General features: G+C 66.5%; 23 protein-coding genes and 2 pseudogenes. 24 read left to right on the forward strand and 1 reads right to left on the reverse strand.

Going from position 1 to position 20,685, the window contains the following annotated elements; all coding sequences use genetic code 11:
* Positions 1-57: 57 nt before the first annotated feature.
* From murA to ACMDW7_RS15030, 24 genes and pseudogenes are all read left to right on the forward strand, one after another.
* Positions 58-1,311 carry a UDP-N-acetylglucosamine 1-carboxyvinyltransferase gene (murA, locus tag ACMDW7_RS14915; protein ID WP_377303025.1) on the forward strand — a complete coding sequence of 418 codons (1,254 nt, stop codon included), beginning with the start codon at positions 58-60 and terminating at the stop codon, positions 1,309-1,311.
* A 112-nt stretch (positions 1,312-1,423) separates the two neighbouring features.
* The gene (hisG, locus tag ACMDW7_RS14920) at positions 1,424-2,062 is read left to right on the forward strand and encodes an ATP phosphoribosyltransferase (protein ID WP_377303023.1); all 639 of its coding nucleotides are present in this window, start codon (positions 1,424-1,426) and stop codon (positions 2,060-2,062) included.
* A gap of 26 nt (positions 2,063-2,088) precedes the next feature.
* Positions 2,089-3,396, forward strand: a pseudogene (gene hisD / locus ACMDW7_RS14925) (histidinol dehydrogenase); the annotation flags it as partial.
* The gene (locus ACMDW7_RS14930; protein ID WP_377304248.1) at positions 3,379-3,885 is read left to right on the forward strand and encodes a GNAT family N-acetyltransferase; all 507 of its coding nucleotides are present in this window, start codon (positions 3,379-3,381) and stop codon (positions 3,883-3,885) included. The pseudogene hisD and the gene ACMDW7_RS14930, both read left to right, overlap by 18 nt.
* Before the next feature lie 108 nt (positions 3,886-3,993).
* Positions 3,994-5,316 (forward strand): TIGR03862 family flavoprotein, encoded by a 1,323-nt coding sequence (locus tag ACMDW7_RS14935; RefSeq protein WP_377303021.1) that lies wholly within the window; start codon positions 3,994-3,996, stop codon positions 5,314-5,316.
* A gap of 376 nt (positions 5,317-5,692) precedes the next feature.
* Positions 5,693-6,031 (forward strand): restriction endonuclease, encoded by a 339-nt coding sequence (locus ACMDW7_RS14940; RefSeq protein ID WP_414859570.1) that lies wholly within the window; start codon positions 5,693-5,695, stop codon positions 6,029-6,031.
* 83 nt (positions 6,032-6,114) lie between these two features.
* Positions 6,115-6,231, forward strand: coding sequence for a topoisomerase DNA-binding C4 zinc finger domain-containing protein (locus tag ACMDW7_RS14945; protein WP_377303019.1), 117 nt, complete (start codon positions 6,115-6,117; stop codon positions 6,229-6,231).
* Positions 6,232-6,297: 66 nt separating this feature from the next.
* Positions 6,298-7,326: a histidinol-phosphate transaminase gene (gene hisC, locus ACMDW7_RS14950; protein WP_377304244.1), complete on the forward strand. Its 1,029-nt coding sequence runs from the start codon at positions 6,298-6,300 to the stop codon at positions 7,324-7,326.
* 42 nt (positions 7,327-7,368) lie between these two features.
* Entirely contained in the window at positions 7,369-7,959 is a 591-nt protein-coding gene (gene hisB, locus ACMDW7_RS14955; RefSeq protein WP_377303017.1) for an imidazoleglycerol-phosphate dehydratase HisB, read from the forward strand.
* 63 nt (positions 7,960-8,022) lie between these two features.
* Positions 8,023-8,646 carry a MarC family protein gene (locus ACMDW7_RS14960; protein WP_377303015.1) on the forward strand — a complete coding sequence of 208 codons (624 nt, stop codon included), beginning with the start codon at positions 8,023-8,025 and terminating at the stop codon, positions 8,644-8,646.
* A gap of 16 nt (positions 8,647-8,662) precedes the next feature.
* On the forward strand, positions 8,663-9,313 hold the full coding sequence (gene hisH, locus ACMDW7_RS14965; RefSeq protein ID WP_377303013.1) for an imidazole glycerol phosphate synthase subunit HisH: 651 nt from the start codon (positions 8,663-8,665) through the stop codon (positions 9,311-9,313).
* Between the two features lie 62 nt (positions 9,314-9,375).
* A complete protein-coding gene (hisA, locus tag ACMDW7_RS14970; RefSeq protein ID WP_377303011.1) occupies positions 9,376-10,116 on the forward strand; it encodes a 1-(5-phosphoribosyl)-5-[(5-phosphoribosylamino)methylideneamino]imidazole-4-carboxamide isomerase in 741 nt (246 codons plus the stop codon).
* Between the two features lie 129 nt (positions 10,117-10,245).
* The gene (hisF, locus tag ACMDW7_RS14975) at positions 10,246-11,004 is read left to right on the forward strand and encodes an imidazole glycerol phosphate synthase subunit HisF (RefSeq protein WP_377303009.1); all 759 of its coding nucleotides are present in this window, start codon (positions 10,246-10,248) and stop codon (positions 11,002-11,004) included.
* Between the two features lie 8 nt (positions 11,005-11,012).
* Positions 11,013-11,399, forward strand: coding sequence for a phosphoribosyl-AMP cyclohydrolase (gene hisI, locus ACMDW7_RS14980; protein ID WP_377304242.1), 387 nt, complete (start codon positions 11,013-11,015; stop codon positions 11,397-11,399).
* Positions 11,396-11,716, forward strand: coding sequence for a phosphoribosyl-ATP diphosphatase (locus tag ACMDW7_RS14985; protein ID WP_377303007.1), 321 nt, complete (start codon positions 11,396-11,398; stop codon positions 11,714-11,716). Before hisI ends, ACMDW7_RS14985 begins: the two co-directional genes overlap by 4 nt.
* 4 nt (positions 11,717-11,720) lie before the next feature.
* A complete protein-coding gene (locus ACMDW7_RS14990) occupies positions 11,721-12,104 on the forward strand; it encodes a DUF4870 family protein (protein WP_377303006.1) in 384 nt (127 codons plus the stop codon).
* Positions 12,105-12,155: 51 nt separating this feature from the next.
* Entirely contained in the window at positions 12,156-12,512 is a 357-nt protein-coding gene (locus tag ACMDW7_RS14995; RefSeq protein WP_377303004.1) for a DUF4870 family protein, read from the forward strand.
* Positions 12,509-12,868, forward strand: coding sequence for a histidine triad nucleotide-binding protein (locus tag ACMDW7_RS15000; RefSeq protein WP_377303002.1), 360 nt, complete (start codon positions 12,509-12,511; stop codon positions 12,866-12,868). Before ACMDW7_RS14995 ends, ACMDW7_RS15000 begins: the two co-directional genes overlap by 4 nt.
* Before the next feature lie 209 nt (positions 12,869-13,077).
* The gene (gene tatA, locus ACMDW7_RS15005) at positions 13,078-13,305 is read left to right on the forward strand and encodes a Sec-independent protein translocase subunit TatA (RefSeq protein WP_377303000.1); all 228 of its coding nucleotides are present in this window, start codon (positions 13,078-13,080) and stop codon (positions 13,303-13,305) included.
* Positions 13,306-13,396: 91 nt separating this feature from the next.
* A pseudogene (tatB, locus tag ACMDW7_RS15010) lies at positions 13,397-13,637 on the forward strand (Sec-independent protein translocase protein TatB); the annotation flags it as partial.
* A 433-nt stretch (positions 13,638-14,070) separates the two neighbouring features.
* Positions 14,071-14,832, forward strand: coding sequence for a twin-arginine translocase subunit TatC (gene tatC / locus ACMDW7_RS15015; RefSeq protein ID WP_377302998.1), 762 nt, complete (start codon positions 14,071-14,073; stop codon positions 14,830-14,832).
* A 40-nt stretch (positions 14,833-14,872) separates the two neighbouring features.
* On the forward strand, positions 14,873-16,363 hold the full coding sequence (locus ACMDW7_RS15020; RefSeq protein WP_377302996.1) for a wax ester/triacylglycerol synthase family O-acyltransferase: 1,491 nt from the start codon (positions 14,873-14,875) through the stop codon (positions 16,361-16,363).
* A 7-nt stretch (positions 16,364-16,370) separates the two neighbouring features.
* Complete coding sequence (locus ACMDW7_RS15025) at positions 16,371-17,279, forward strand: esterase/lipase family protein (protein ID WP_377302994.1); 909 nt, start codon at positions 16,371-16,373, stop codon at positions 17,277-17,279.
* 16 nt (positions 17,280-17,295) lie between these two features.
* Complete coding sequence (locus ACMDW7_RS15030) at positions 17,296-18,165, forward strand: alpha/beta fold hydrolase (protein ID WP_377302992.1); 870 nt, start codon at positions 17,296-17,298, stop codon at positions 18,163-18,165.
* 272 nt (positions 18,166-18,437) lie between these two features.
* Here ACMDW7_RS15030 and ACMDW7_RS15035 read toward each other — a convergent pair whose 3' ends face one another.
* The gene (locus ACMDW7_RS15035; RefSeq protein WP_377302990.1) at positions 18,438-20,543 is read right to left on the reverse strand and encodes a 3-hydroxybutyrate oligomer hydrolase family protein; all 2,106 of its coding nucleotides are present in this window, start codon (positions 20,541-20,543) and stop codon (positions 18,438-18,440) included.
* Positions 20,544-20,685: the final 142 nt, after the last annotated feature.

The following is a 20,685-nucleotide window of genomic DNA, read 5'->3' on the forward strand; positions in this document are numbered from 1 at the left end:
TCACCTGCGCTTTGGCGCACCGCAAGACCCAGCGCCCGGGCGCAACTGAAGCACATCATGGACAAACTCATCATCACCGGCGGCAACCCTCTCAAGGGCGAGATCCCTGTGGCGGGCGCCAAGAACGCCGCCCTGCCCATCCTCGCCGCCGGCCTGCTCACGGCCGATCCGGTCACCATTCGCAACGTGCCCAAGCTGGCCGACATCCGCACGCTCTCCAAGCTGCTGGCCGGCATGGGCGCCAAGTGTGAGCGTGACGAGAACGGCGTGGTCAGCATCGATGCCGGCGGTGTGACAAACCCCGAAGCACCCTATGACCTCGTCAAGACCATGCGCGCCAGCATTCTGGTGCTCGGTCCGCTGGTCGCGCGCTTCGGTCAGGCCAAGGTGAGCCTGCCCGGCGGCTGCGCCATCGGCCAGCGCCCGGTAGATCAGCACATCAAGGGCTTGCAGGCCCTGGGTGCGGAGATCACCGTGGAGGGCGGCTACATCCACGCCAAGGCGCGGCGCCTGCAGGGCACCACCCTGCGCACGGACATGATCACCGTGACCGGCACCGAGAACCTGCTCATGGCCGCCACGCTGGCCCAAGGCACCACGGTGATCGAGAACGCCGCGCGCGAGCCGGAAGTGACCGATCTGGCGCACCTGCTCGTAAAGATGGGCGCACGCATCGAGGGCATCGGCACCGACCGCCTCGTGATCGAGGGCGTGGACAAGCTGCACGGCGCCGAGCACAGCGTGCTGCCCGACCGGATCGAGGCCGGCACCTTCCTGTGCGCCGTGGCGGCAGCAGGTGGCGATGTGACCCTGACCCACGCCGCGCCCGACACCATGGGCGCCACGCTCGACAAGCTGCGCGAAGCCGGCCTGCACCTTCAGATCGGCAGCAACACCATCCACGCCACCATGCACCACCGCCCGCGCGCGGTGAGCTTCCGCACTGTGGAGTACCCGGGCTTTGCCACGGACATGCAGGCCCAGCTGATGGCCGTGAACTGCGTGGCCGAGGGCGCCGCCACCATCTCGGAACACATCTTCGAGAACCGCTTCATGCACGTGCAGGAGCTGATCCGCCTGGGTGCGAACATCAGCATCGACGGTCACACCGCCGTCGTGCAGGGCGTGAGCAAACTGACCGGCGCCCCCGTCATGGCCACCGACCTGCGCGCCTCCGCCTCGCTGGTGATTGCCGGCCTGTGCGCACAGGGCGAAACCCTGGTGGACCGCATCTATCACCTGGACCGCGGCTACGACCGCATGGAACAAAAGCTCTCCGCCGTGGGCGCGCAGATTCGACGGGTGTCGTGATGCTAGAACCAGTATTCATGCGGATCTCCAAGGCAAATTGGCTCAAGAGCCGCTCCAGACAAGCGCGAAGCCTTCCTGAAGCCGCTGCAAGAACTTGCATCGGAGCCCGCGCATGATCACCCTCGCCCTGTCCAAAGGCCGCATTCTTGAAGAGACCCTGCCGCTGCTGGCGGCCGCCGGCATTAGCCTGCCCGAAGACCCGGAGACCACGCGCAAGCTGATCCTGCCGACCTCGCGGCCGGACCTGCGCATCGTCATCGTGCGCGCGAGCGACGTGCCCACCTACGTGCAGTACGGCGGCGCCACCTGCGGCATCACGGGGCTGGACACGCTCATGGAGCACGGCACCGCCGGCCTCTACATGCCGGTGGACCTGAACATCGCGCGCTGCCGCATGAGCGTGGCCACGCGCCAGGACTTCGACTACGCCGCCAGCGTGCGCCAGGGGGCGCGCCTGAAGGTCGCCACCAAGTATGTCGAGACCACGCGCAACCACTTCGCCAGCAAGGGCGTGCACGTGGACGTGATCAAGCTCTACGGCAGCATGGAACTCGCCCCGCTCACCGGCCTGGCCGACGCGATCGTGGATCTCGTCTCCACCGGCGGCACGCTCAAGGCCAACCAGCTCATCGAGGTGGAGACCATCTGCCCGATCTCCTCGCGCCTGATCGTCAATCAGGCCGCCTTCAAGACCCAGTTCGCACAGCTCTCGCCGTTCATTGAGGCAATGCGGGCGGCTGCGAAGCCCTAGTCCAGCCTTCGGCAGATCTACAAAAAATGAAATCCTCCGACCTCCGCCGCCTCTCCACCACCCAAGCCGACTTCCGTGCCCAGCTCGAAGCGCTGGCCGTGTTTGAGGAGGGGGCCAACGACCAGATCGAATCCACCGTGGCCGAGGTGCTGCGCCGCGTGAAAGCCGAGGGCGACACGGCCCTGCTGGACTACACGCGCCGCTTCGACAAGCTGGATGTGACGAGCGTGGCCCAACTGGAGGTGAGCCAAGCGCAGCTGCAGGCCGCGCTCAATGAAATCTCGCCAGCCGAGCGCGCTGCGCTGGAAGCTGCGGCCGATCGCATCCGCCGTTTTCACGAACGCCAGAAGGCCACGGACTGGACCTACACCGAGGCCGACGGCACGGTGCTGGGCCAGCGCGTCACGCCGCTGGACCGCGTGGGCCTCTATGTGCCCGGCGGCAAGGCGGCCTATCCATCCTCGCTGCTGATGAACGCGGTGCCCGCCAAGGTGGCCGGGGTGCGCGAGGTCATCATGGTCGCGCCCACGCCGGGTGGTGTGCACCGCCCGATCGTGCTCGCGGCCGCGGCCATAGCGGGCGTGGACCGCGTGTTCTCGATCGGCGGGGCGCAGGCTGTGGCGGCGCTGGCCTATGGCACGCAGACCATCCCCGCCGTGGACAAGATCGTCGGCCCCGGCAACGCCTACGTGGCCGCGGCCAAGCGGCGCGTGTTCGGCACGGTGGGCATCGACATGATTGCCGGCCCGAGCGAGATTCTGGTGATTGCCGACGGCAGCACGCCGCCGGACTGGGTGGCCATGGACCTCTTCAGCCAGGCCGAGCATGACGAACTGGCGCAAAGCGTGCTGCTCTGCCCGGACCCGGCCTACCTGGACGCCGTGGCCGCCAGCATCGAGCGTCTGCTGCCCACCATGCCGCGCAGGGCCGTGATCGAGGCCAGCCTGCGCGGGCGCGGCGCGCTCATCCTCACCCGCAGCCTGGAAGAAGCCTGCGAGGTCTGCAACTGGCTCGCGCCCGAGCACATGGAGCTCAGCGTCAAGGACCCGAACGGCCTGCTGCCGCACATCCGCCACAGCGGTGCGATCTTCATGGGCGCGTACTCCAGCGAAAGCCTGGGCGACTACTGCGCCGGCCCCAACCACGTGCTGCCCACGCTGCGCACGGCGCGCTTCTCCAGCCCGCTGGGCGTGTACGACTTCCAGAAGCGCAGCTCGATCATCCACGCCAGTGCCGCCGGGGCGCAGACCCTGGGCCACATCGCCGGCCAGCTGGCTGACACCGAAGGCCTGCCCGCACATGCCGAGGCGGCGCGCATGCGCATCAGCAGCGCGCCGGTGGCTGCGGCCACGCAGACCCAGCCGACGGTGACCGTGGAGCCGATCACCTGCGAGAACTATGAGGCCTTCGTGCACCTGCGCGTGGCGCCGGCGCAGTCCACCTACGTGGCGGACAACTGGAAGTCTTTGGCGCAAGTGAACCTGCATGGGCCGGCCGGCAAGGCCTTCGGTATCCGTACCGATGGCACCCCTGCCGGCATGCTGCTGCTCTGGGATGCGCGCATGGACCCCGACGAGGCAGACCGCGCCGATGAGCTGTATGTCTGGCGCCTGATGATCGACGCCGCCCAGCAGGGCCGCGGTCTGGGCAAGCAGGCCATGGCCTGGGTGGTGGAGGAAGGCCGCCGCCTGGGTGTGGAGCGCGTCGCGCTGTCCCATGTGATCGCCAACGAGCATGCCGGGCGCTTCTATCGGTCGCTCGGTTTTGCCTACACCGGCGAGATTGATGATGGCGAGCGGGTGATGCACCTGCCGCTTAAATAGTGCATTTTCAGCCCTGAATATTGAACATGATGAATTGCCACTTTCCGCGCATCTGGTATGCGGAAAGCCGGTTTTCCTGATTTCATAATGTGCCATTTACGGCCATAAATGAACAAACCCGACTCTGCTGCACGTCGCGTCGCCATCATTGGCGCCGGCCCCGCCGGCCTGATGGCCGCCGAGACCGTGACTGCCAGGGGTGACGTTCAGGTCGATGTGTATGACGCCATGCCGAGCGCCGGCCGCAAGTTCCTGCTGGCCGGAAAGGGCGGGCTGAACATCACCCACAGCGAGCCCCTGCCCGCCTTTCTCGGGCGCTACGGCGCGCAAGGCCCGCAGGTGGCGCAGTGGCTCGATGCGCTTTCACCCACCGACCTGCGCGAATGGGTGCACGGCTTGGGGGTGGATACGTTCGTAGGCAGTTCCGGCCGCGTGTTTCCGGCCGAGATGAAGGCCGCGCCGCTGCTGCGCGCCTGGATGCACCGCCTGCGCGAGGCCGGCGTGCGCTTTCACCAGCGGCACCGCTGGCTGGGTTTTGCCGGCGATCTCAGGGCCGCCGTGGCGGCGCGGCGCCCGCCTGCGCTGCGCATGCTGGGCCCCGCCGGTGAGATTCAGATCGAAGCGGACGCCGTGATCCTCGCCCTGGGCGGTGCCAGCTGGGCGCGCCTGGGCTCGGACGGCGCCTGGGTGCCGCTGCTCGAAGCTGCGGGCGTGGCCCTCAACCCGCTCGTGCCGGCCAACTGCGGCTTTGACGTGAACAGCCGCGACCCCAAGGCCGGCCCGGTGGGCTGGAGCCCGTGGTTTGCCGAGCACTGCGCCGGCACGCCGCTGAAGGCCGCCCGCCTGCGCTGCGTGGCCGCAGACGGCAGCGTGTTCGAACGGCGCGGCGAACTCATGCTCACCGCCACGGGCGTCGAAGGCTCGCTGATCTACGCCGCCAGCCGCCTGCTGCGCGACACCCTGCTGGCAACGGGCCGCGCACAGTTCACGCTCGACCTGCTGCCCGACCGCAGTGCCGAATGGATCGCCGCCGAACTCGCCCACCCGCGCGGCCGCCGCAGCTTCACCACGCACCTCAAGACCCGGCTCAACCTGCCCAATGCCGCCATCGCCCTGCTGCGCGAATGCCTGCCTGGGCCTGCCCCGGAGCAGCCCGCGCTGCTTGCCGCCGCGCTCAAGGCCCTGCCGGTGGAGCTTGTTGCCACCCGGCCCATCGATGAAGCCATCAGCACCGCCGGCGGCGTGCGGCTCGACGCACTGACCGACCGGCTCGAACTCAAGGCCCTGCCCGGCGTGTTCTGCGCCGGCGAAATGCTGGACTGGGAGGCCCCGACCGGCGGCTACCTGCTCAATGCCGTGATGGCGAGCGGGCGGGTGGCGGGGCGGGGGGCAGTCGCAGGAATTGGTGCGAGCTCCGACTCCAATATCTGAACCCAAGATGCCGCGTCGTAACTCCAAGGCTCGCGAAGAACGCAAGCGCGAAAGGCGTCAAGGCCTCGCGCTCCAACTCTTGGTCATTGGAGCGGTGATCGGCATCTCACCGTGGTTCTTCCATGGCCCGATTGCGCAGGGCTTTCGCGCAGTAGCGCCCCTAGGGTTCGCGATGGCGACCTTGGGCGGCGTGCTGCTCTGGTGGTTTTCGCGCACACCCGATAGCGACCTACCAGCGACAACCGGCCCGCGCCCACCTGAATTCGCATCGGGCGTTCACGACCCGGTGGGCAACCTTGCGCAACACAGGCCGCGTATCGAATCGCGCGCAACCAGCGCGCAATCGCGGGCGCTCCCGACAAGCTGGTCTGCTGAGGTGCTGGTCGACATCGAATGGCGCCGCTTCGAAGCACTCGTGGAAGCGTTCTTCGCACAAGCCGGCTTCGCAACCAAGAGCCAAAGCCATGGAGCAGACGGCGGGGTCGATATCTGGCTGACTTTGCCAGACCGCCACGGCGCGCCAGTGGGCATCGTTCAGTGCAAGCAGTGGTCCACCAAGCGTGTTGGCGTGGACAAGGTGCGTGAATTGCGCGGTGTCATGGCGGCATACGACATCAGGCGCGGCCATCTGGTGACCATATCGGGCTTTACCGCCGAGGCCGAGGCATTTGCCGAAGCCAACGGAATCGCGTTGCTTGATGCTGCGGGCTGCTGAAGCAGATTCGCCAACGCTCGCCTGAGCAGCAAAAGGCGCTGCTAGAGCTTGCACTGGAGGGCGAGTATTGGCGTCCGACCTGCGTGAATTGCGGCGTGAAGCTGGTTGAACGGAGGCAGCGCTCTGGAGGTGGCTCGTTCTGGGGCTGCCCGAACTATCCAAAGTGCCGCACCACCATGCCTTTGCGCAGCGCACGTTGAATCAACTTCTAGAATCCCCGAGTGAATCCCCAACCCCAAGACCTCATCCGCGCCGACGTGCTTGCCATGTCGGCCTACCCCGTGCCGGACGCCTCGGGCTTCATCAAGCTCGACGCCATGGAGAACCCCTTCGACCTGCCGGCGCCGCTCAAGGCGCAGCTGGCGCAGCGGCTGACTGATGTGCTGCTGAACCGCTACCCGGTGCCGAGCTACCGCGCGGTGAAGGAAGCGCTCTCCGCCAAGCTGGGCGTGCCCGAGGGGTGCCCGGTGATGCTGGGCAATGGCAGCGACGAGCTGATCCATCTGGTGCTGCAGGCCTGTGCCAAGCCGGGCGCCGTGGCCCTGGCGCCGCTGCCTGGTTTTGTGATGTACGAGATGAGCGCGCGCCTGAATGGCGTGAGGTTCGTGGGTGTGCCGCTGGCGGCCAATTTCTCGCTGAACCTGCCGGCCATGCTGATGGCGATTGCCGAGCACAAGCCGGCGGTCATCTTCATCGCCTACCCCAACAACCCCACGGGCAACCTGTGGAGCGACAGCGACATCGAGCAGATCGTGCGCGCCGCACCGGGGCTGGTGGTCATTGACGAGGCCTACCACCCCTTTGCGCAGCAGAGCTGGATGAACCGGCTGGCACAGTTTGACAAGGTGCTGGTCATGCGTACCCTGTCCAAGCTGGGGCTGGCCGGCATCCGCCTGGGCTACATGGCGGGCAGTGCGCGCTGGATCGAGCAGTTCGAGAAGGTGCGCCCGCCCTACAACGTGAATGTGCTCACCGAGGCGGCGGCCCTGTTCATGCTGGAGCATCTGGAGGTGCTGGATGCCCAGGCCGCCCAGCTGCGCAGCGAACGCACGCGCCTGTTCGATGCGCTGCGGCAGATGAAGGGTGTGACCCCGCATCCGTCCGCTGCCAATTTCATTCTCACCCGCGTGCCCGATGCTGCCGGCTGGATGGCGGGCCTGAAGGCGCGGGGCATCCTGATCAAGAATGTCAGCGGCATGCACCCGCTACTATCCGGTTGCCTGCGCCTGACTGTGGGCACTCCGCAGGAAAACGACCGGCTGATTGCCGCCCTGACCGAGCTTGCGAAGGCCTAGACCTCCGCCTTGACCGCCCGGCTGAATGCACCCTTTCGCGACATGACGCGCACCGCAGACATCACCCGCAACACCAAGGAAACCCAGATCCGGGTCGCCCTCAATCTGGACGGCACGGGCAAGGCCGATCTGTCGACCGGCATCGGGTTCTTCGATCACATGCTCGACCAGATCGCCCGCCACGGGCTGATCGACCTGACCGTGCATGCCAAGGGTGATCTGCACATCGACGGCCACCACACCGTGGAAGACGTGGGCATCACCCTGGGCCAGGCATTTGCGCAGGCCGTGGGCGACAAGGCCGGCGTGCGCCGCTTCGGCCATGCCTATGTGCCGCTGGATGAAGCGCTCTCGCGCGTGGTGATCGATCTGTCGGGCCGGCCCGGGCTGGAATTCCATGTGCCCTTCAAGGCCGGCATGATCGGCGGCTTCGACACGCAACTGGCGCATGAATTCTTCCAGGGCTTCGTGAACCACGCCCTGTGCACCCTGCACATCGACAACCTGCGCGGCGAGAACGCCCACCACCAGTGCGAGACAGCCTTCAAGGCCTTTGCCCGTGCACTGCGCATGGCCTGCGAACTCGACCCCCGCGCCGCCGGCACCATTCCTTCCACCAAGGGCACGCTGTAAGCCCTGGCTTCTGCCGTGTTCTCCCGATTCACGGCGCACTGATCACAGAACCTCGGAACCCGCATGGATCCGATCAAGACCTTTGTCTCGCTGCTGGCGCTGATCGACCCGCTGGCGATCGTGCCTTTCTTCATCAGCCTGACGGCCGCCTTCACGAAGGAAGAGCGCGCGCGCACCATCCGCGTGGCCGCCATCACGGTGCCGCTGGTGGTCACCATTACCGCGCTGCTGGGCGACCGGATCATCAGCTTCCTGGGCATCAGCGTGGAGGCCTTCCAGGTGGGCGGCGGCATCATCATGCTGCTCATGGCGCTTGAGATGATGAAGGCCGAGATCGGCCCCACCCGCAACACCGCCGCCGAGACACACGAGGCCGAGTCGCGCGCCAGCATTGCCGTGGTGCCTCTGGCCATTCCCCTGCTCACAGGCCCGGCCACGATCTCCACGGTGATCATCTATGCCAACCGTGCCAAGCACTGGTACGAGTACGGCTACATCATCGGCTCGGGCATCATCATCGGTCTGCTGACCTACATCACCTTCAAGGCCAGCGGCAAGATCGCCAAGGTGCTCGGCGTCACGGGCATCAACATCGCCACCCGCATCATGGGCCTGCTGCTCGCAGCCCTGGCGGCCGACTTCATCATCACCGGCGTGGTGGCCATGGTGCCCGCGCTGCACAAGTAGACCTATCACAGACGCCATGAATTCCGTTGCCGTTGTCGACTATGGAATGGGGAACCTCAGAAGCGTCGCCAAGGCGCTCGAGCATGTGGCCGATGGTGCGCGCGTGTTCATCACGAGCGACGCCTGGGAGATCGACCGCGCGGCGCGCGTGGTGCTGCCCGGCCAGGGCGCCATGCCCGACTGCATGAAGTACCTGCGCAACTCCGGGCTGGAAGATGCCGTGCTGCGCGCCGCCGAGAGCCGGCCGCTGCTGGGTGTATGCGTGGGCGAGCAGATGCTGCTTACCGCCAGTGACGAAGCGCGCGAGGGCACCAGCGAAACGCCGGGGCTGAATCTGATCGAAGGCCGCGTGGTGCGATTTGCCGCCGACCTGAAGGGCCCGGACGGCGCGCGCCTGAAGGTGCCGCACATGGGCTGGAACACGGTCTACCCCACGCAGTGGCACCCGCTCTGGGAAGGCATTGCGCCGGGCAGCCGCTTCTACTTCGTGCACAGCTACTTTGCGCAACCCAGGCACCACGAGCACGATGCCGCCTATACCGAGTACGGCCAGCGCTTGTGCGTCGCAGTGGCGAGAAATAACATTTTTGCGACCCAGTTCCATCCGGAGAAGTCGGCGGCAGACGGGTTGCGTCTGTATCGCAACTTCATCCACTGGAAGCCCTGAACGGATTGCTCCCGGCTCCACGCGGCGCCGCCCCACCCTCAACCACCGACCCGCCTGTTTCCATGCTGCTGATCCCGGCTATCGACCTGAAGGACGGTCATTGCGTGCGCCTGCGCCAGGGCGAGATGAATGACGCCACCGTGTTCTCCGAAGACCCCGCTGCCATGGCGGCGCATTGGGTCAAGCTGGGCGCTCGGCGCCTGCATCTGGTGGACCTGAACGGCGCCTTTGCAGGCAAGCCGAAGAACGAGGCCGCGGTAAAGGCCATCCTCAAGGTGGCGGGCGACATTCCGGTGCAGCTGGGTGGCGGCATCCGCGATCTCGATACCATCGAGCGCTATCTGGACGACGGCATCAGCTACGTCATCATCGGCACAGCCGCGGTCAAGAACCCCGGCTTCCTGCATGACGCCTGCGGCGCCTTTGGCGGCCACATCATCGTGGGACTGGACGCCAAGGACGGCAAGGTCGCCACCGACGGCTGGAGCAAGCTGTCCGGCCACGACGTGATCGATCTGGCCAAGAAGTATGAAGACCTCGGCGTGGAAGCGATTGTCTACACCGACATCGGCCGCGACGGCATGTTGACCGGCGTGAATATCGAGGCCACCGTGAAGCTGGCGCAAGCGGTGCGTATTCCCATCATCGCCTCAGGCGGCATGACCAACCTGGCCGACGTGGATGCGCTGTGTGCCGTGGAGAGCGAAGGCATCAGCGGCGCCATCCTGGGTCGGTCCATCTACGAAGGCACGATCGACTTTGCCAAGGCGCAGGCGCGGGCGGACGAGCTGACCGCGGCTTGAATGCAGGCTGCAGTCCGCTTGAAGCACGCCCAGCAGACAGACACGCCACACCCCTTTCCGCTTGTCTGGCGCGGCTTTCCAGCCATTTTGGGCTGAAGAGCCGCTCCCAGAGCCAATCCACGAGTCCACATGCTGGCCAAACGCATCATCCCCTGTCTTGACGTGACCGCCGGCCGGGTGGTCAAGGGCGTCAACTTCGTCGACCTGATCGACGCCGGCGACCCGGTGGAGATCGCGCGTCGTTATGACGCCCAGGGGGCCGACGAGCTCACCTTCCTGGACATCACCGCATCCAGCGACCAGCGTGACCTGATCCTGCATGTGATCGAGGCGGTGGCTGACCAGGTCTTCATCCCGCTTACCGTGGGTGGCGGCGTGCGCAAGGTCGAAGACGTGCGCCGGCTCCTGAATGCAGGCGCGGACAAGATCTCCATCAACACCTCCGCCGTGCAGAACCCGCAGCTGGTCAAGGAGTGCGCCGACACCTACGGCAGCCAGTGCATCGTGGTGGCCATCGATGCCAAGCAGATCTCGCCGGGCAAGTGGGAGGTGTTCACCCACGGCGGGCGCAACAACACGGGCATGGACGCCATCGAGTGGGCGCGCAAGGTGGATGCACTGGGCGCCGGCGAGATCCTGCTCACGAGCATGGACCGCGACGGTACCAAGCAGGGCTTCGACCTGGAACTCACCCGCGCGGTGAGCGACGCCGTGCGTGTGCCGGTCATCGCCTCGGGCGGCGTGGGCAATCTGCAGCATCTGGCCGATGGCATCACCCAGGGCCATGCAGATGCGGTGCTGGCGGCCAGCATCTTTCACTTCGGCACCCACACCGTGCAGGAAGCCAAGCAGCTCATGGCTGCGCAGGGCATCGTGGTGCGCCAATGACGGACGCGATGAAGACCGAATGGCTCGACGCCGTCGCCTGGGACGACAAGGGCCTGGTGCCCGCCATCGCTCAGGAAGTGCTCACCGGCAAGGTGCTGATGGTCGCCTGGATGAACCGCGAGGCGCTGATGGAAACGGCCGCGACGGGCCGTGCCGTGTACTTCAGCCGCAGCCGCGGCAAGCTCTGGCGCAAGGGCGAGGAGTCCGGCCACGTGCAGCGCGTCAAGGACATCCGCCTCGATTGCGATGGCGACGTGGTGCTGCTCAAGGTCACCCAGGAAGGTGGCATTGCCTGCCACACCGGGCGCGAAGCTTGCTTCTTCAACCGCCTTGAAGATGGTGAATGGAAAGTGGTCGAGCCCGTGCTCAAGGACCCGGAAAGCATCTACCGATGAGCGACACACTCGCAAGAGTTACCGCAACCATTGAGTCCCGCAAGGGCGCAGACGCCTCGGACAGCTACGTGGCCAAGCTGTTTGCCAAGGGCCAGGACGCCATCCTGAAGAAGATCGGCGAGGAGGCCACCGAGCTCGTCATGGCCGCCAAGGATGGCCACCGGGACCAGATCGTCTACGAGGCGACGGACCTGCTCTTCCACACGATGGTGCTGCTTGCCCACCACGGCCTGTCGCTCGATGATGTGCGGACGGAATTGGCCCGCCGCGAAGGACTCTCGGGCCTGGCAGAGAAGGCAGCTCGCAAGGAGGGCTGAAGACATGGAAACGCTGTCCACCCTGGACCCGGCAAAGGAACGCTCGCTCAAGACCGTGGGCATCGTCAGCTACGTGCTGCACCTGATCGTGGCTATCTCGGCCGTGATTCCCGGCCTGAATGCCAGCATCGCGCTGCTGCTGGTGGCGCTGATCATCGACTTCGTGAAGAAGGATGACGCCGTTGGCACCTGGCAGGAAAGCCATTTTCGCTGGCGCATCCGCAGCGTGATCTATGCGGGCCTGGCCTATATCGTCACCATTCCCCTGTGGCTGCTGTTCATCATCCCTGGCTGGATCGCCTGGTTCGTGATCTCGATCTGGTTCCTGTACCGCATCATCCGCGGCTTCATGAACATGAACGACAACAAGCCGATCCAGGTCAACTGAGATCGGGCAAGGGCAGAACTCAGCCCATCAACACCACAGGAGGGTTGCACCATGGAAGGCATTCAGGCAGACAGCGCTGCGTCGGAATCAAACGTCCGCATCACGCACATCATCTACGGGCTCTACGCCCTGGGCTTCATCACCGGCTTCACGTGGCTGGTGGCCATCATCATGAACTACGTGAAGCGAGACGACGTGCGCGGCACGATGCTCGAAAGCCACTTTGACTGGCAGATCAAGACCTTCTGGTATTCGTTCGCCGCGGGTCTGATCGGCTTCGTGCTGTTCATCACCATCATCGGCGCACTGTTGGCCGTGCCGCTGTGGATTGCCACCACCATCTGGGTGATCTATCGCATCGTCAAGGGCTGGATCACGCTCAACGACAACAAGCCGATCAACGCATGAGCACCCACGCCGACTGCATCTTCTGCAAGATCATCGCGGGGCAGATCCCGAGCAAGAAGGTCTACGAGGACGAGGAACTGCTCGCCTTCCATGACATCCGCCCCGCGGCACCCGTGCATGTGCTGGTGGTACCCAAGACGCACATCGTCAACCTGCAGGGCGTCGGCGCGGAACATCACGCCCTGCTGGGCCGCATGCTGGGCAAGGCCGACGAGATCGCGGCCCTGGCGGGCTGTCGGCCGGGTGCAGAGGGTGGCTTTCGCGTCGTGATCAACAACGGCGCAGACGGCGGGCAGGAGGTCTACCACCTGCATATGCACATCATGGGCGGCCCGCGCCCCTGGCGCGCTGGCTAAGGCCAACCCGCAGCCCCTGCGGCCTGCGGGTTTCTACCCTCCGGACTAGCCAGCGGTTCGACAGGTCTGAAACCTTCGCTTCAGATCGATGCCTTAAGATCAGACGGTATTCGGCAGGGTTGCTTGCTTAGCGCTTTTCTGGCCCGCACGCCACCCGATCTGCCGACGCTGCAGCCCGAGCATCGGGCGCGCTTTTTGAGGATTGGATCATGGGTTCGTTTTCGATTTGGCACTGGCTGATCGTTCTGGTAGTGGTACTGCTCGTGTTTGGCACGAAGAAGCTGCGCAATATCGGCTCCGACCTCGGCGGCGCGGTCAAGGGCTTCAAGGACGGCATGAAGGATGGCACAGCCGAGGCCTCGAAGGCTGACGCGCCGGTGCAGCAGGTGTCGCAGACCACGATCGACGTGGAAGCCAAGGAAAAGTCCAAGACCTAAAGGCCACGCGGGCGCTGCATCTCGCGCCTGCCGATCGCTGCTGCCCGCCGCCACGCCCCGTGCGCGGTGTCGCCCCTCTCCCGGCGCCTACATGCTCGACATCGGTTTTTCCGAACTTCTGCTCACCGGCACGGTGGCGCTCGTGGTCCTCGGGCCGGAGAAGCTGCCCAAGGTCGCGCGCACGGTCGGCCAGTGGCTGGGCCGCGCACAGCGCTACGTGAATGACGTCAAGGCCGACATCGCCCGCGAGGGCGAGATGGCCGAGCTGCGCAAGCTCAAGGAACAGATCGAGAACGCCGGGCGCGACGTGGAGAACACGATCCGCAAGGAAGCCGACGGCGTCCAGCAGACCTTTGATCAGGGCGCAGCGAGTCTGCGCAACGACACCTCCGGCTCCTCCGGTTTTGACGCCTTCAATGACCCCGGCAACGCCGCGTTGCCGGCGCCGGGCGATACCAGCGGGCTGCCCTACCCGGACGCCCACGGCGGCCACTCCCACCTGCTCAACCCGGACCGCGACCCCGTGGTTCAGCGCATGGAGATCGATCTGCTGATCGACGACCTGAGCCGGCTGGAGAGCCGCCTGTCCTCGCTGCGCAAGAACGCCCAGGCAATCCAGATGCTTATCAACAGCCAGCAGCCTGCAGTGCAGGCCGGTGCCGCCGGAGCTGCGCTCGGCGCTGCGCCCGAAGCATCGAGCGCCCCCGTCGCGCCCGCTGAGACTGCGGCCCTCGCCGCCGCACCCGACACCGCACCCACGCGTCCATGACCGAAGCCACCGAGGACAAGGAACAGTCCTTCATCAGCCACCTGCTTGAGCTGCGGGACCGCCTTCTGCGCTCGATCATTGCAGTGCTCGTGCCTTTCATCGTCCTGGCCTTTTTCTGGCCCAAGGCCGGCTACATCTACGACCTCGTGGCGCAGCCGATGATTGCCATGCTGCCCGCCGGCACCAAGATGATTGCCACCGGCGTCATCACGCCCTTCATGGTGCCGATGAAGGTGACGCTGCTGGCCGCCTTCCTGCTCGCCTTGCCTTATGTGCTCTACCAGCTCTGGGCCTTCATTGCGCCCGGCCTGTATCAGCATGAGAAGCGCATCGCGCTGCCGCTGATCGTCTCCAGCACCCTGCTGTTCTTTGTGGGCATGGCCTACACCTACTTCGTGGTGTTTCCCATGGTCTTCAAGTTCGTGGCGGGCTTCGCGCCCACCTCGATCGCCGCGGCGCCAGACATCCAGGCCTACTTCGAGTTCGTGCTGACCATGTTCATGGCCTTCGGCATCGCTTTTGAAGTGCCTGTGGCCGTGGTGCTGCTGGTGCGCACCGGCATCGTCACGGTACAGAAGCTGGGAGAGATCCGCGGCTATGTGATCGTGGCGGCCTTCGTGATTGCGGCCATCGTCACGCCGCCGGACGTGATGAGCCAGCTGCTGCTGGCGGTACCCCTGTGCATCCTGTACGAGATCGGTATCCTCGCTGCGCGCCTGGTCAAGCCCAAGCCGGCACCCTCGTCCGAAGCCGTCTAAACGCCTACGATTGCCCGGGATCGCTATTCCGGAGCACCGCTTGAAGCAACTCTCGGCACTCGACGCGCTGTTTCTCTACCTCGAAACGCCCTCCACCCCCATGCACGTGGGGGCCCTGCATCTATTTGAACTGCCCGCCGGAACCACGGCAGCGCAATGGACGCGCCAGATTCGCGAGCACCTCGCGGCGCGCCTGCACCTTGCACCTGCGCTCTCGCGCAAGCTGCGCAATCTGCCCTTGAACGTGGCCAACCCGGCTTGGGAGCGTTGCGAGCCGGATCTCTCCTGGCACATCCAGACCTTGAAGCTCCCCGCCACGCGTGGCGCGCATGACCCGCTCAACGCGCTGGTGGCCGACCTGCACGCCGAGCCCATGGACCGCGAGCGCCCGCTCTGGCAGTTCTTCGTGATCGGCGGCCTGCCCAAGCGCATGGGCGCGCGCACCGTGGCGCTCTACACCAAGGTGCACCACGCCGCAGTCGACGGCAAGGCCGGCGTGGCGCTGGCGCAGGTGCTGCTGGACATCACCCCCGTGCCGCGCGATGTCGGTGCGCCGCCCGAGCACCGTCAACCGATGCAATTCGGTACCACGGCACTCATCAAGGGCGCGCTGTCCAATCAGGTCGATCAAGCAGGCAGCCTGCTCAAGCAGTTGCCCGGCACACTCACCCAGCTCACCATGACCGCGGGCAAGCTGGCCTGGCAGACCGCCCTGTCGCAGATCAGCACGCGGCTGGGCTTCAAGCCGCCGGCACGCTCGCGCAAGACGCCGGAGCAGAGCAACTGGTCCTTCGGTCCGCGCCTGCCCTTCAACAAGAGCGTGTCCACCTCGCGCAGCTTTGCCACCGCGCGCCTGCCGCTGGGTGAACTCAAGGGTCTGGCGCGGGCGCATGGCGCCACACTCAACGACGCGGTGCTCTTTCTGGTGAGCGGTGCGCTGCGCCACTACCTCAAGGACAAGCGCCTGCCGCTGCCGCGCAAGTCGGCCATCGCGGCCATGCCGATCTCCCTGCGAGCCGAGGGCGACACGCGCGCCAACACGCAGGCCACAATGACGGCGGTGAGTCTGGCCACGCACTTGGCCAAGCCGGCAGACCGGCTCGCGGCCATCATGCGGACCACTGGCTCGCTGAAGGATTCGCTGTCCGGCGTGAAGCATCTGATTCCAACGGATCTGCCCTCCATCGGTCTGCCCTGGCTGATCACCGCGGGCACACAGGCCTATGGCGCCAGCGGGCTGGCGGATCGCATCGCACCGCTCGTGAACCTGGTCATCTCCAACGTGCCGGGGCCGCAGCTGCCGCTGTATCTCGCGGGCGCCAAGATGCTGACCTATACGCCGGTGTCGATCATCATCCACGGCGTGGGCCTGAACATCACCGTGCAGAGCTACAACGGCCAGCTGGACATCGGTCTGATCGCCGACGGCAAGACGGTGCCCGATGTGCAACGCATTGCTGACGGCATGGGGGTCGCCTTCGAGGAGCTGGCCAGCCTGCCACCCCCGCCCGAGGGTGAGGCTCGGCCATAATCCGTCCATGCCCGCAAAGCACCTCTCGCTCACGAGCAAGCTCATGGCCAAGCGCATACAGAAGCTGCGCCGGCCCGCCCGGGACGACGCGCCCGACGACTTCAGCGGCAGCGGCGAGCGCGCAAGCAGCGCCACAGCCCGGTCCGCCGGCACACCGCCGTTCTCCGACCTCCGCGCCCCCTCCACGTGGCTGATGATGCTCGAGGGCCGCGCGCCCTGGGAGTACGCCGCCATGCTGGCCGCGGCGCCGATCCTGAACAACGCGCCGCGTGGCGACGGCCACCCTGTGGTGGTGTTCCCCGGTCTGGCCGCCAATGACATGACCACCCTGCCCCTGCGCCAATACCTCGCGCGCCAGGGCTACAACCCCTATCCGTGGAACTTCGGTTTCAACTTCGGTCCGCGAGCCGGGGTACTAGCCGGCTGCACGGCGCTGGTGCGCGAGCTGGCCGAGGAACACGGCCAGCCCGTGAGCCTTGTCGGTTGGAGCCTTGGCGGCATCTACGCGCGCGAGGTGGCCAAGGAAGTCCCCGATCTGGCGCGCTGCGTCATCACTCTGGGCACACCCTTCTCCGGCCACCCGCGCGCGACCAACGCCTGGCGCCTGTACGAGATGCTCTCCGGACACGCGCCGCATCACGACGACGATCTACTCGACCACATCCGCCGCGCACCGCCTGTACCCACCACCTCCATCTTCAGCAAGACAGATGGAGTGGTGGCCTGGCAGTGCAGCCTCAATGACCCGGCGCCGCACACCGAGAACATCGAGGTCAGCGCCAGCCACATCGGACTGGGCATGAACCCGGCCGTGCTCTACGCCGTGGCTGACCGCCTGGCGCAGAACCCGCAGGCCTGGCAGCGCTTCTCCACCGACGGCCAGCGCCGCTGGTTCTACGGCACCGCGCACGAATGAGCCGGCGTCCGGCCGCATGAAGGTCCGCGCCAACGGCGTCGAGCTCGAAGTCGAGATCGACGGCCCCGCCCACGGGACGCCCGTGCTGCTCATCATGGGCCTGGGCATGCAGCTCACCGCCTGGCCACCCGCACTCGTCAAGTCGCTGGTCGATCACGGCTGCCGCGTGATCCGCTTTGACAACCGCGACATCGGCCTGTCGCAGCGCTTTGACCACCTGCCCACCCCGGCCATCGGCTGGTCGGCCGTGCGCCATGCGCTGGGTCTGAAGGTGGCCGCGCCCTACACGCTCAATGACATGGCGGCCGATGCGATCGGCCTGATGGACGCGCTGGGCATTGAACGCGCGCACGTCTGCGGTGTGTCGATGGGCGGCATGATTGCGCAGCTGGTGGCGGCGCGGCAGCCGCAGCGGATTCAGCACCTGGCGCTGATGCTCACCACCAGCGGCGCCCGCGGCCTGCCCGGCCCCACGCTCAAGGCGCGTGCCGCGCTGCTCGCCCGCCCGCGCGGCCGCGGCGAGGACGCCATGGTCGCGCACGGCGTGAAGGTTTTGAGCGCCATTGCGAGCCCCGGCTATCCGCCCGACCCTGTGGAGCTTGAATCGCGCGTTCGCGCCGCATACCACCGCAGCTTCCGGCCGCGCGGCTTCACGCGGCAGCTGCTGGCCATCGCCGCCAGCCCCGACCGCTCGCCGCTGCTGACGCAGATCCAGGCGCCCACGCGCATCCTGCACGGCAGCGCAGACCCGCTCGTGCCGGCCGCCTGCGCGCGCGATCTGGCCGCCAAGATCCCACGCGCCCAACTCTCCGTCATCGACGGCATGGGCCACGACCTGCCGGTGGCGCTGGTGCCGCGGTTTGCCGGCGCCATTCTTGGCGCCTAGCCGCCGCCACTACCGCTCAGACCGACGTTCTGACGTCGCGCCGCGAAAGTGGCGTGCAGCACGCACATCGGTTGCGCGGCAGGCACAGCAGCGTGGACCAGGCGCTTTATCTTCAATCAAACGTTGAAATCGAATAGATATTCAGGTTATTTGTTCGCTTTCATTTGAAAATCTAATCGGCCAGTCCTCGCATCATCTGTGCGGAAAGTGGCCGATTTGCCCTGACCTGCTGATTCTTGAGATGCACAGCGATGCGTGCACTGCGCTGCGGCTTACTCCGGCACGTTCACCACGCCGGCGTTGAAGCTGATGGCGTTGCCGGCCGCGGGAGTGGCGACGATCGGCGGCAGGTTCGCCGCAACGTCAATCGCCGGGGCGCCCGTGCCGCGCGGCACGGTACGCACGACCTGGCTGGCCGGCAGCGGCGCGCTGCTCTTGAGGTGCGCCCACATCTGATTCAGCGCCTGGATGTTGTAGTGGTGCATGGGGATGTAGCGGTCTGCATAGCCGGGCACGGCGGCGATGAAGGTGTCGAAGTGCTGGGCGTTGGTCACCTCGATCACCGAAAGCTTGCTGCTCGCGCCTTCGGCCAGGCGGTTCATGCCGAAGTAGGGGCGCGTGGTGTGGTTCATGGGCACCAGCGCATCGCTGCGGCCGTGCACGATGATCGCCGGCTTGCCGCGCAGGTTGCCCGTCAGGCGGATCTCGTCCACCCCGGCCTTGAGTTTGGTGGCAGCCGCGTCCGTGCCCGTCCAGAGCGCGCGCAGGCACAGCGCGCCGGTGGTGCCCGCGTTGCCGTCGGCCAGGGTGTGCAGGATCGGCCCGGCGGCGGAATTCACCACCAGATTCACACCGCCCGTGGGCGGTACGCCGTTGCCCTGCGCAAACAGCAGGCCCATGGGCGAGGCGGCGGCTGCAGCCGGCTGGCCGGTGGTGGCGCTGGTGGTGGCAAAGGAGAAGCCGCAGAGGTTCTCGGTCACGCTGGCGCGCGAGTAGGCGTTGGCGTAGGTCACGGCCACACCGGGCGTGGCCTGGGTGGCCCAATGGCTGGCGTGCAGCAGATCGCTGTCGGCCTCCCAACCCGCAGCGCGCAGTGCAGCCAGTGCGGCATTGGCCTGGTCTGCGAAGGTGGCGCCGGTGATCACGCCCGCTGCGGCCAGCGCCGCGCAGCGGTTCTGCGCAATGGTGGCGTTGATGGCCGCAAGGAAGGGCGATGCTGCATTGGCCGGTGCATAGGCCGCGCAGGGCTGCAGCAGGTTGGCCAGGGTCGTGTAGTCGTACAGCGTGCGGCCGAAGGCGGCCACGTTGTTGCCGCCACGCTGAACCTGCAGGCCGGCGGGTAGACGCAGGTTGATCTGCGGCTCACCCACCACCACGGCGTCGATCAGGCCGCCGGCATCCTGCTCGGCAGCGGCCAGCGCCGCACCACCGCCGTTGGACACCCCTGCGGCAATCACTGTAGTGTTGGCCGGCGTGATGCGCACACCGCGCACGCCATTGGCACCCACCGGGCCGTATTCCTCATTGAGCGCCCAGAGCGTGAACTCGACGGCCTGCAGGGTGTTGCGGCCCCAGTCCTTCTCCGGGTTCTGCTGGCTGTGCGCGTGCTTGAAGGCATAGCGGAAGGGGTTGGCCGCATTGAAGGCCGCCAGATCCGCGGGCAGCACATTGGCCGTGAAGTGGCTGCCGGCACCCAGGCTGGCCGCGGTGCCCAGCGTGCCGTCCAGGAAGGTGACGATGCCCGAGCCCAGCTCATGCCCGCCGTTGCCCGAGCCCTTGTCGGTATAGGCCACGGCGCAGCCGCGCTTCAGGCCCCATTCGCCCGCCGCCGAGACGGCGCCGTACACCCCGCGCGAACCGCTGGAGGTGGCGGTGACGATGCAGGGGTTGGCGGGGTCGAAGCTGGCGGGAATCTGCGCCATCACCACCACGTTCACGCGGCCGGTCCCGTCCGGGTCGGCGTAGGCGATGTACTCCTTCCCGGCGATCTTGCCCGCCCCCGCTGCTGCGTTCACTGTGCCGTCCAGCGCCACGTTCGGCCCGTACAGGCGCCCGTAGCCGCCGGCCGCCGTGAAGTCCACCAGCGCGCGGTAGTTGTTGTAGATCGCGCGGCGCCGCAGTTCTGCCGCCGTGGGTGTGGCCGACACCGCAGGCGCCGCCCCGGCCAGGCCGTCCCAGCCCAGACCGCCAGTGAGCAGATCGTCTGTGCTGCCGTTGTACGAAAGCACCGACACCGCACGGATGTAGGACGGCTTGGCATTCACCGGCCCCGCGCCGGCTGTGTCGCCGGAGGATGAGCCGCCGCAGGCGGTGAGCGCAATGGCCAAAGGAAGCGCGCCAAGCACAAGCGCGCGCCGCGTGGAGCGAAGGGTCGTCATGGGATGTCTCCTCCCGGTGGGGTTGGAACGCAGCCCATGTCGGCAACAACATCACCGGCCAGGCCGTCTGTGTGACGGACCTTAGCCCTGCGAGATCGCACAGAACAGGCGCAAGAATGCTCGGGGTAGCGGCAAATTTGCA

The organism is Piscinibacterium candidicorallinum, assembly GCF_047549485.1.
GTDB classification, from domain to species: domain Bacteria; phylum Pseudomonadota; class Gammaproteobacteria; order Burkholderiales; family Burkholderiaceae_C; genus Piscinibacterium; species Piscinibacterium candidicorallinum.

Coding starts and splice junctions, on each gene's coding strand:
- murA (WP_377303025.1), top strand. CDS start 58: ATGGACAAACTCATCATCACCGGCGGCAACCCTCTCAAGGGCGAGATC.
- hisG (WP_377303023.1), top strand. CDS start 1,424: ATGATCACCCTCGCCCTGTCCAAAGGCCGCATTCTTGAAGAGACCCTG.
- ACMDW7_RS14930 (WP_377304248.1), top strand. CDS start 3,379: ATGCGCATCAGCAGCGCGCCGGTGGCTGCGGCCACGCAGACCCAGCCG.
- ACMDW7_RS14935 (WP_377303021.1), top strand. CDS start 3,994: ATGAACAAACCCGACTCTGCTGCACGTCGCGTCGCCATCATTGGCGCC.
- hisC (WP_377304244.1), top strand. CDS start 6,298: ATGTCGGCCTACCCCGTGCCGGACGCCTCGGGCTTCATCAAGCTCGAC.
- hisB (WP_377303017.1), top strand. CDS start 7,369: ATGACGCGCACCGCAGACATCACCCGCAACACCAAGGAAACCCAGATC.
- ACMDW7_RS14960 (WP_377303015.1), top strand. CDS start 8,023: ATGGATCCGATCAAGACCTTTGTCTCGCTGCTGGCGCTGATCGACCCG.
- hisH (WP_377303013.1), top strand. CDS start 8,663: ATGAATTCCGTTGCCGTTGTCGACTATGGAATGGGGAACCTCAGAAGC.
- hisA (WP_377303011.1), top strand. CDS start 9,376: ATGCTGCTGATCCCGGCTATCGACCTGAAGGACGGTCATTGCGTGCGC.
- hisF (WP_377303009.1), top strand. CDS start 10,246: ATGCTGGCCAAACGCATCATCCCCTGTCTTGACGTGACCGCCGGCCGG.
- hisI (WP_377304242.1), top strand. CDS start 11,013: ATGAAGACCGAATGGCTCGACGCCGTCGCCTGGGACGACAAGGGCCTG.
- ACMDW7_RS14985 (WP_377303007.1), top strand. CDS start 11,396: ATGAGCGACACACTCGCAAGAGTTACCGCAACCATTGAGTCCCGCAAG.
- ACMDW7_RS14990 (WP_377303006.1), top strand. CDS start 11,721: ATGGAAACGCTGTCCACCCTGGACCCGGCAAAGGAACGCTCGCTCAAG.
- ACMDW7_RS14995 (WP_377303004.1), top strand. CDS start 12,156: ATGGAAGGCATTCAGGCAGACAGCGCTGCGTCGGAATCAAACGTCCGC.
- ACMDW7_RS15000 (WP_377303002.1), top strand. CDS start 12,509: ATGAGCACCCACGCCGACTGCATCTTCTGCAAGATCATCGCGGGGCAG.
- tatA (WP_377303000.1), top strand. CDS start 13,078: ATGGGTTCGTTTTCGATTTGGCACTGGCTGATCGTTCTGGTAGTGGTA.
- tatC (WP_377302998.1), top strand. CDS start 14,071: ATGACCGAAGCCACCGAGGACAAGGAACAGTCCTTCATCAGCCACCTG.
- ACMDW7_RS15025 (WP_377302994.1), top strand. CDS start 16,371: ATGCCCGCAAAGCACCTCTCGCTCACGAGCAAGCTCATGGCCAAGCGC.
- ACMDW7_RS15030 (WP_377302992.1), top strand. CDS start 17,296: ATGAAGGTCCGCGCCAACGGCGTCGAGCTCGAAGTCGAGATCGACGGC.
- ACMDW7_RS15035 (WP_377302990.1), bottom strand. CDS start 20,543: ATGACGACCCTTCGCTCCACGCGGCGCGCGCTTGTGCTTGGCGCGCTT.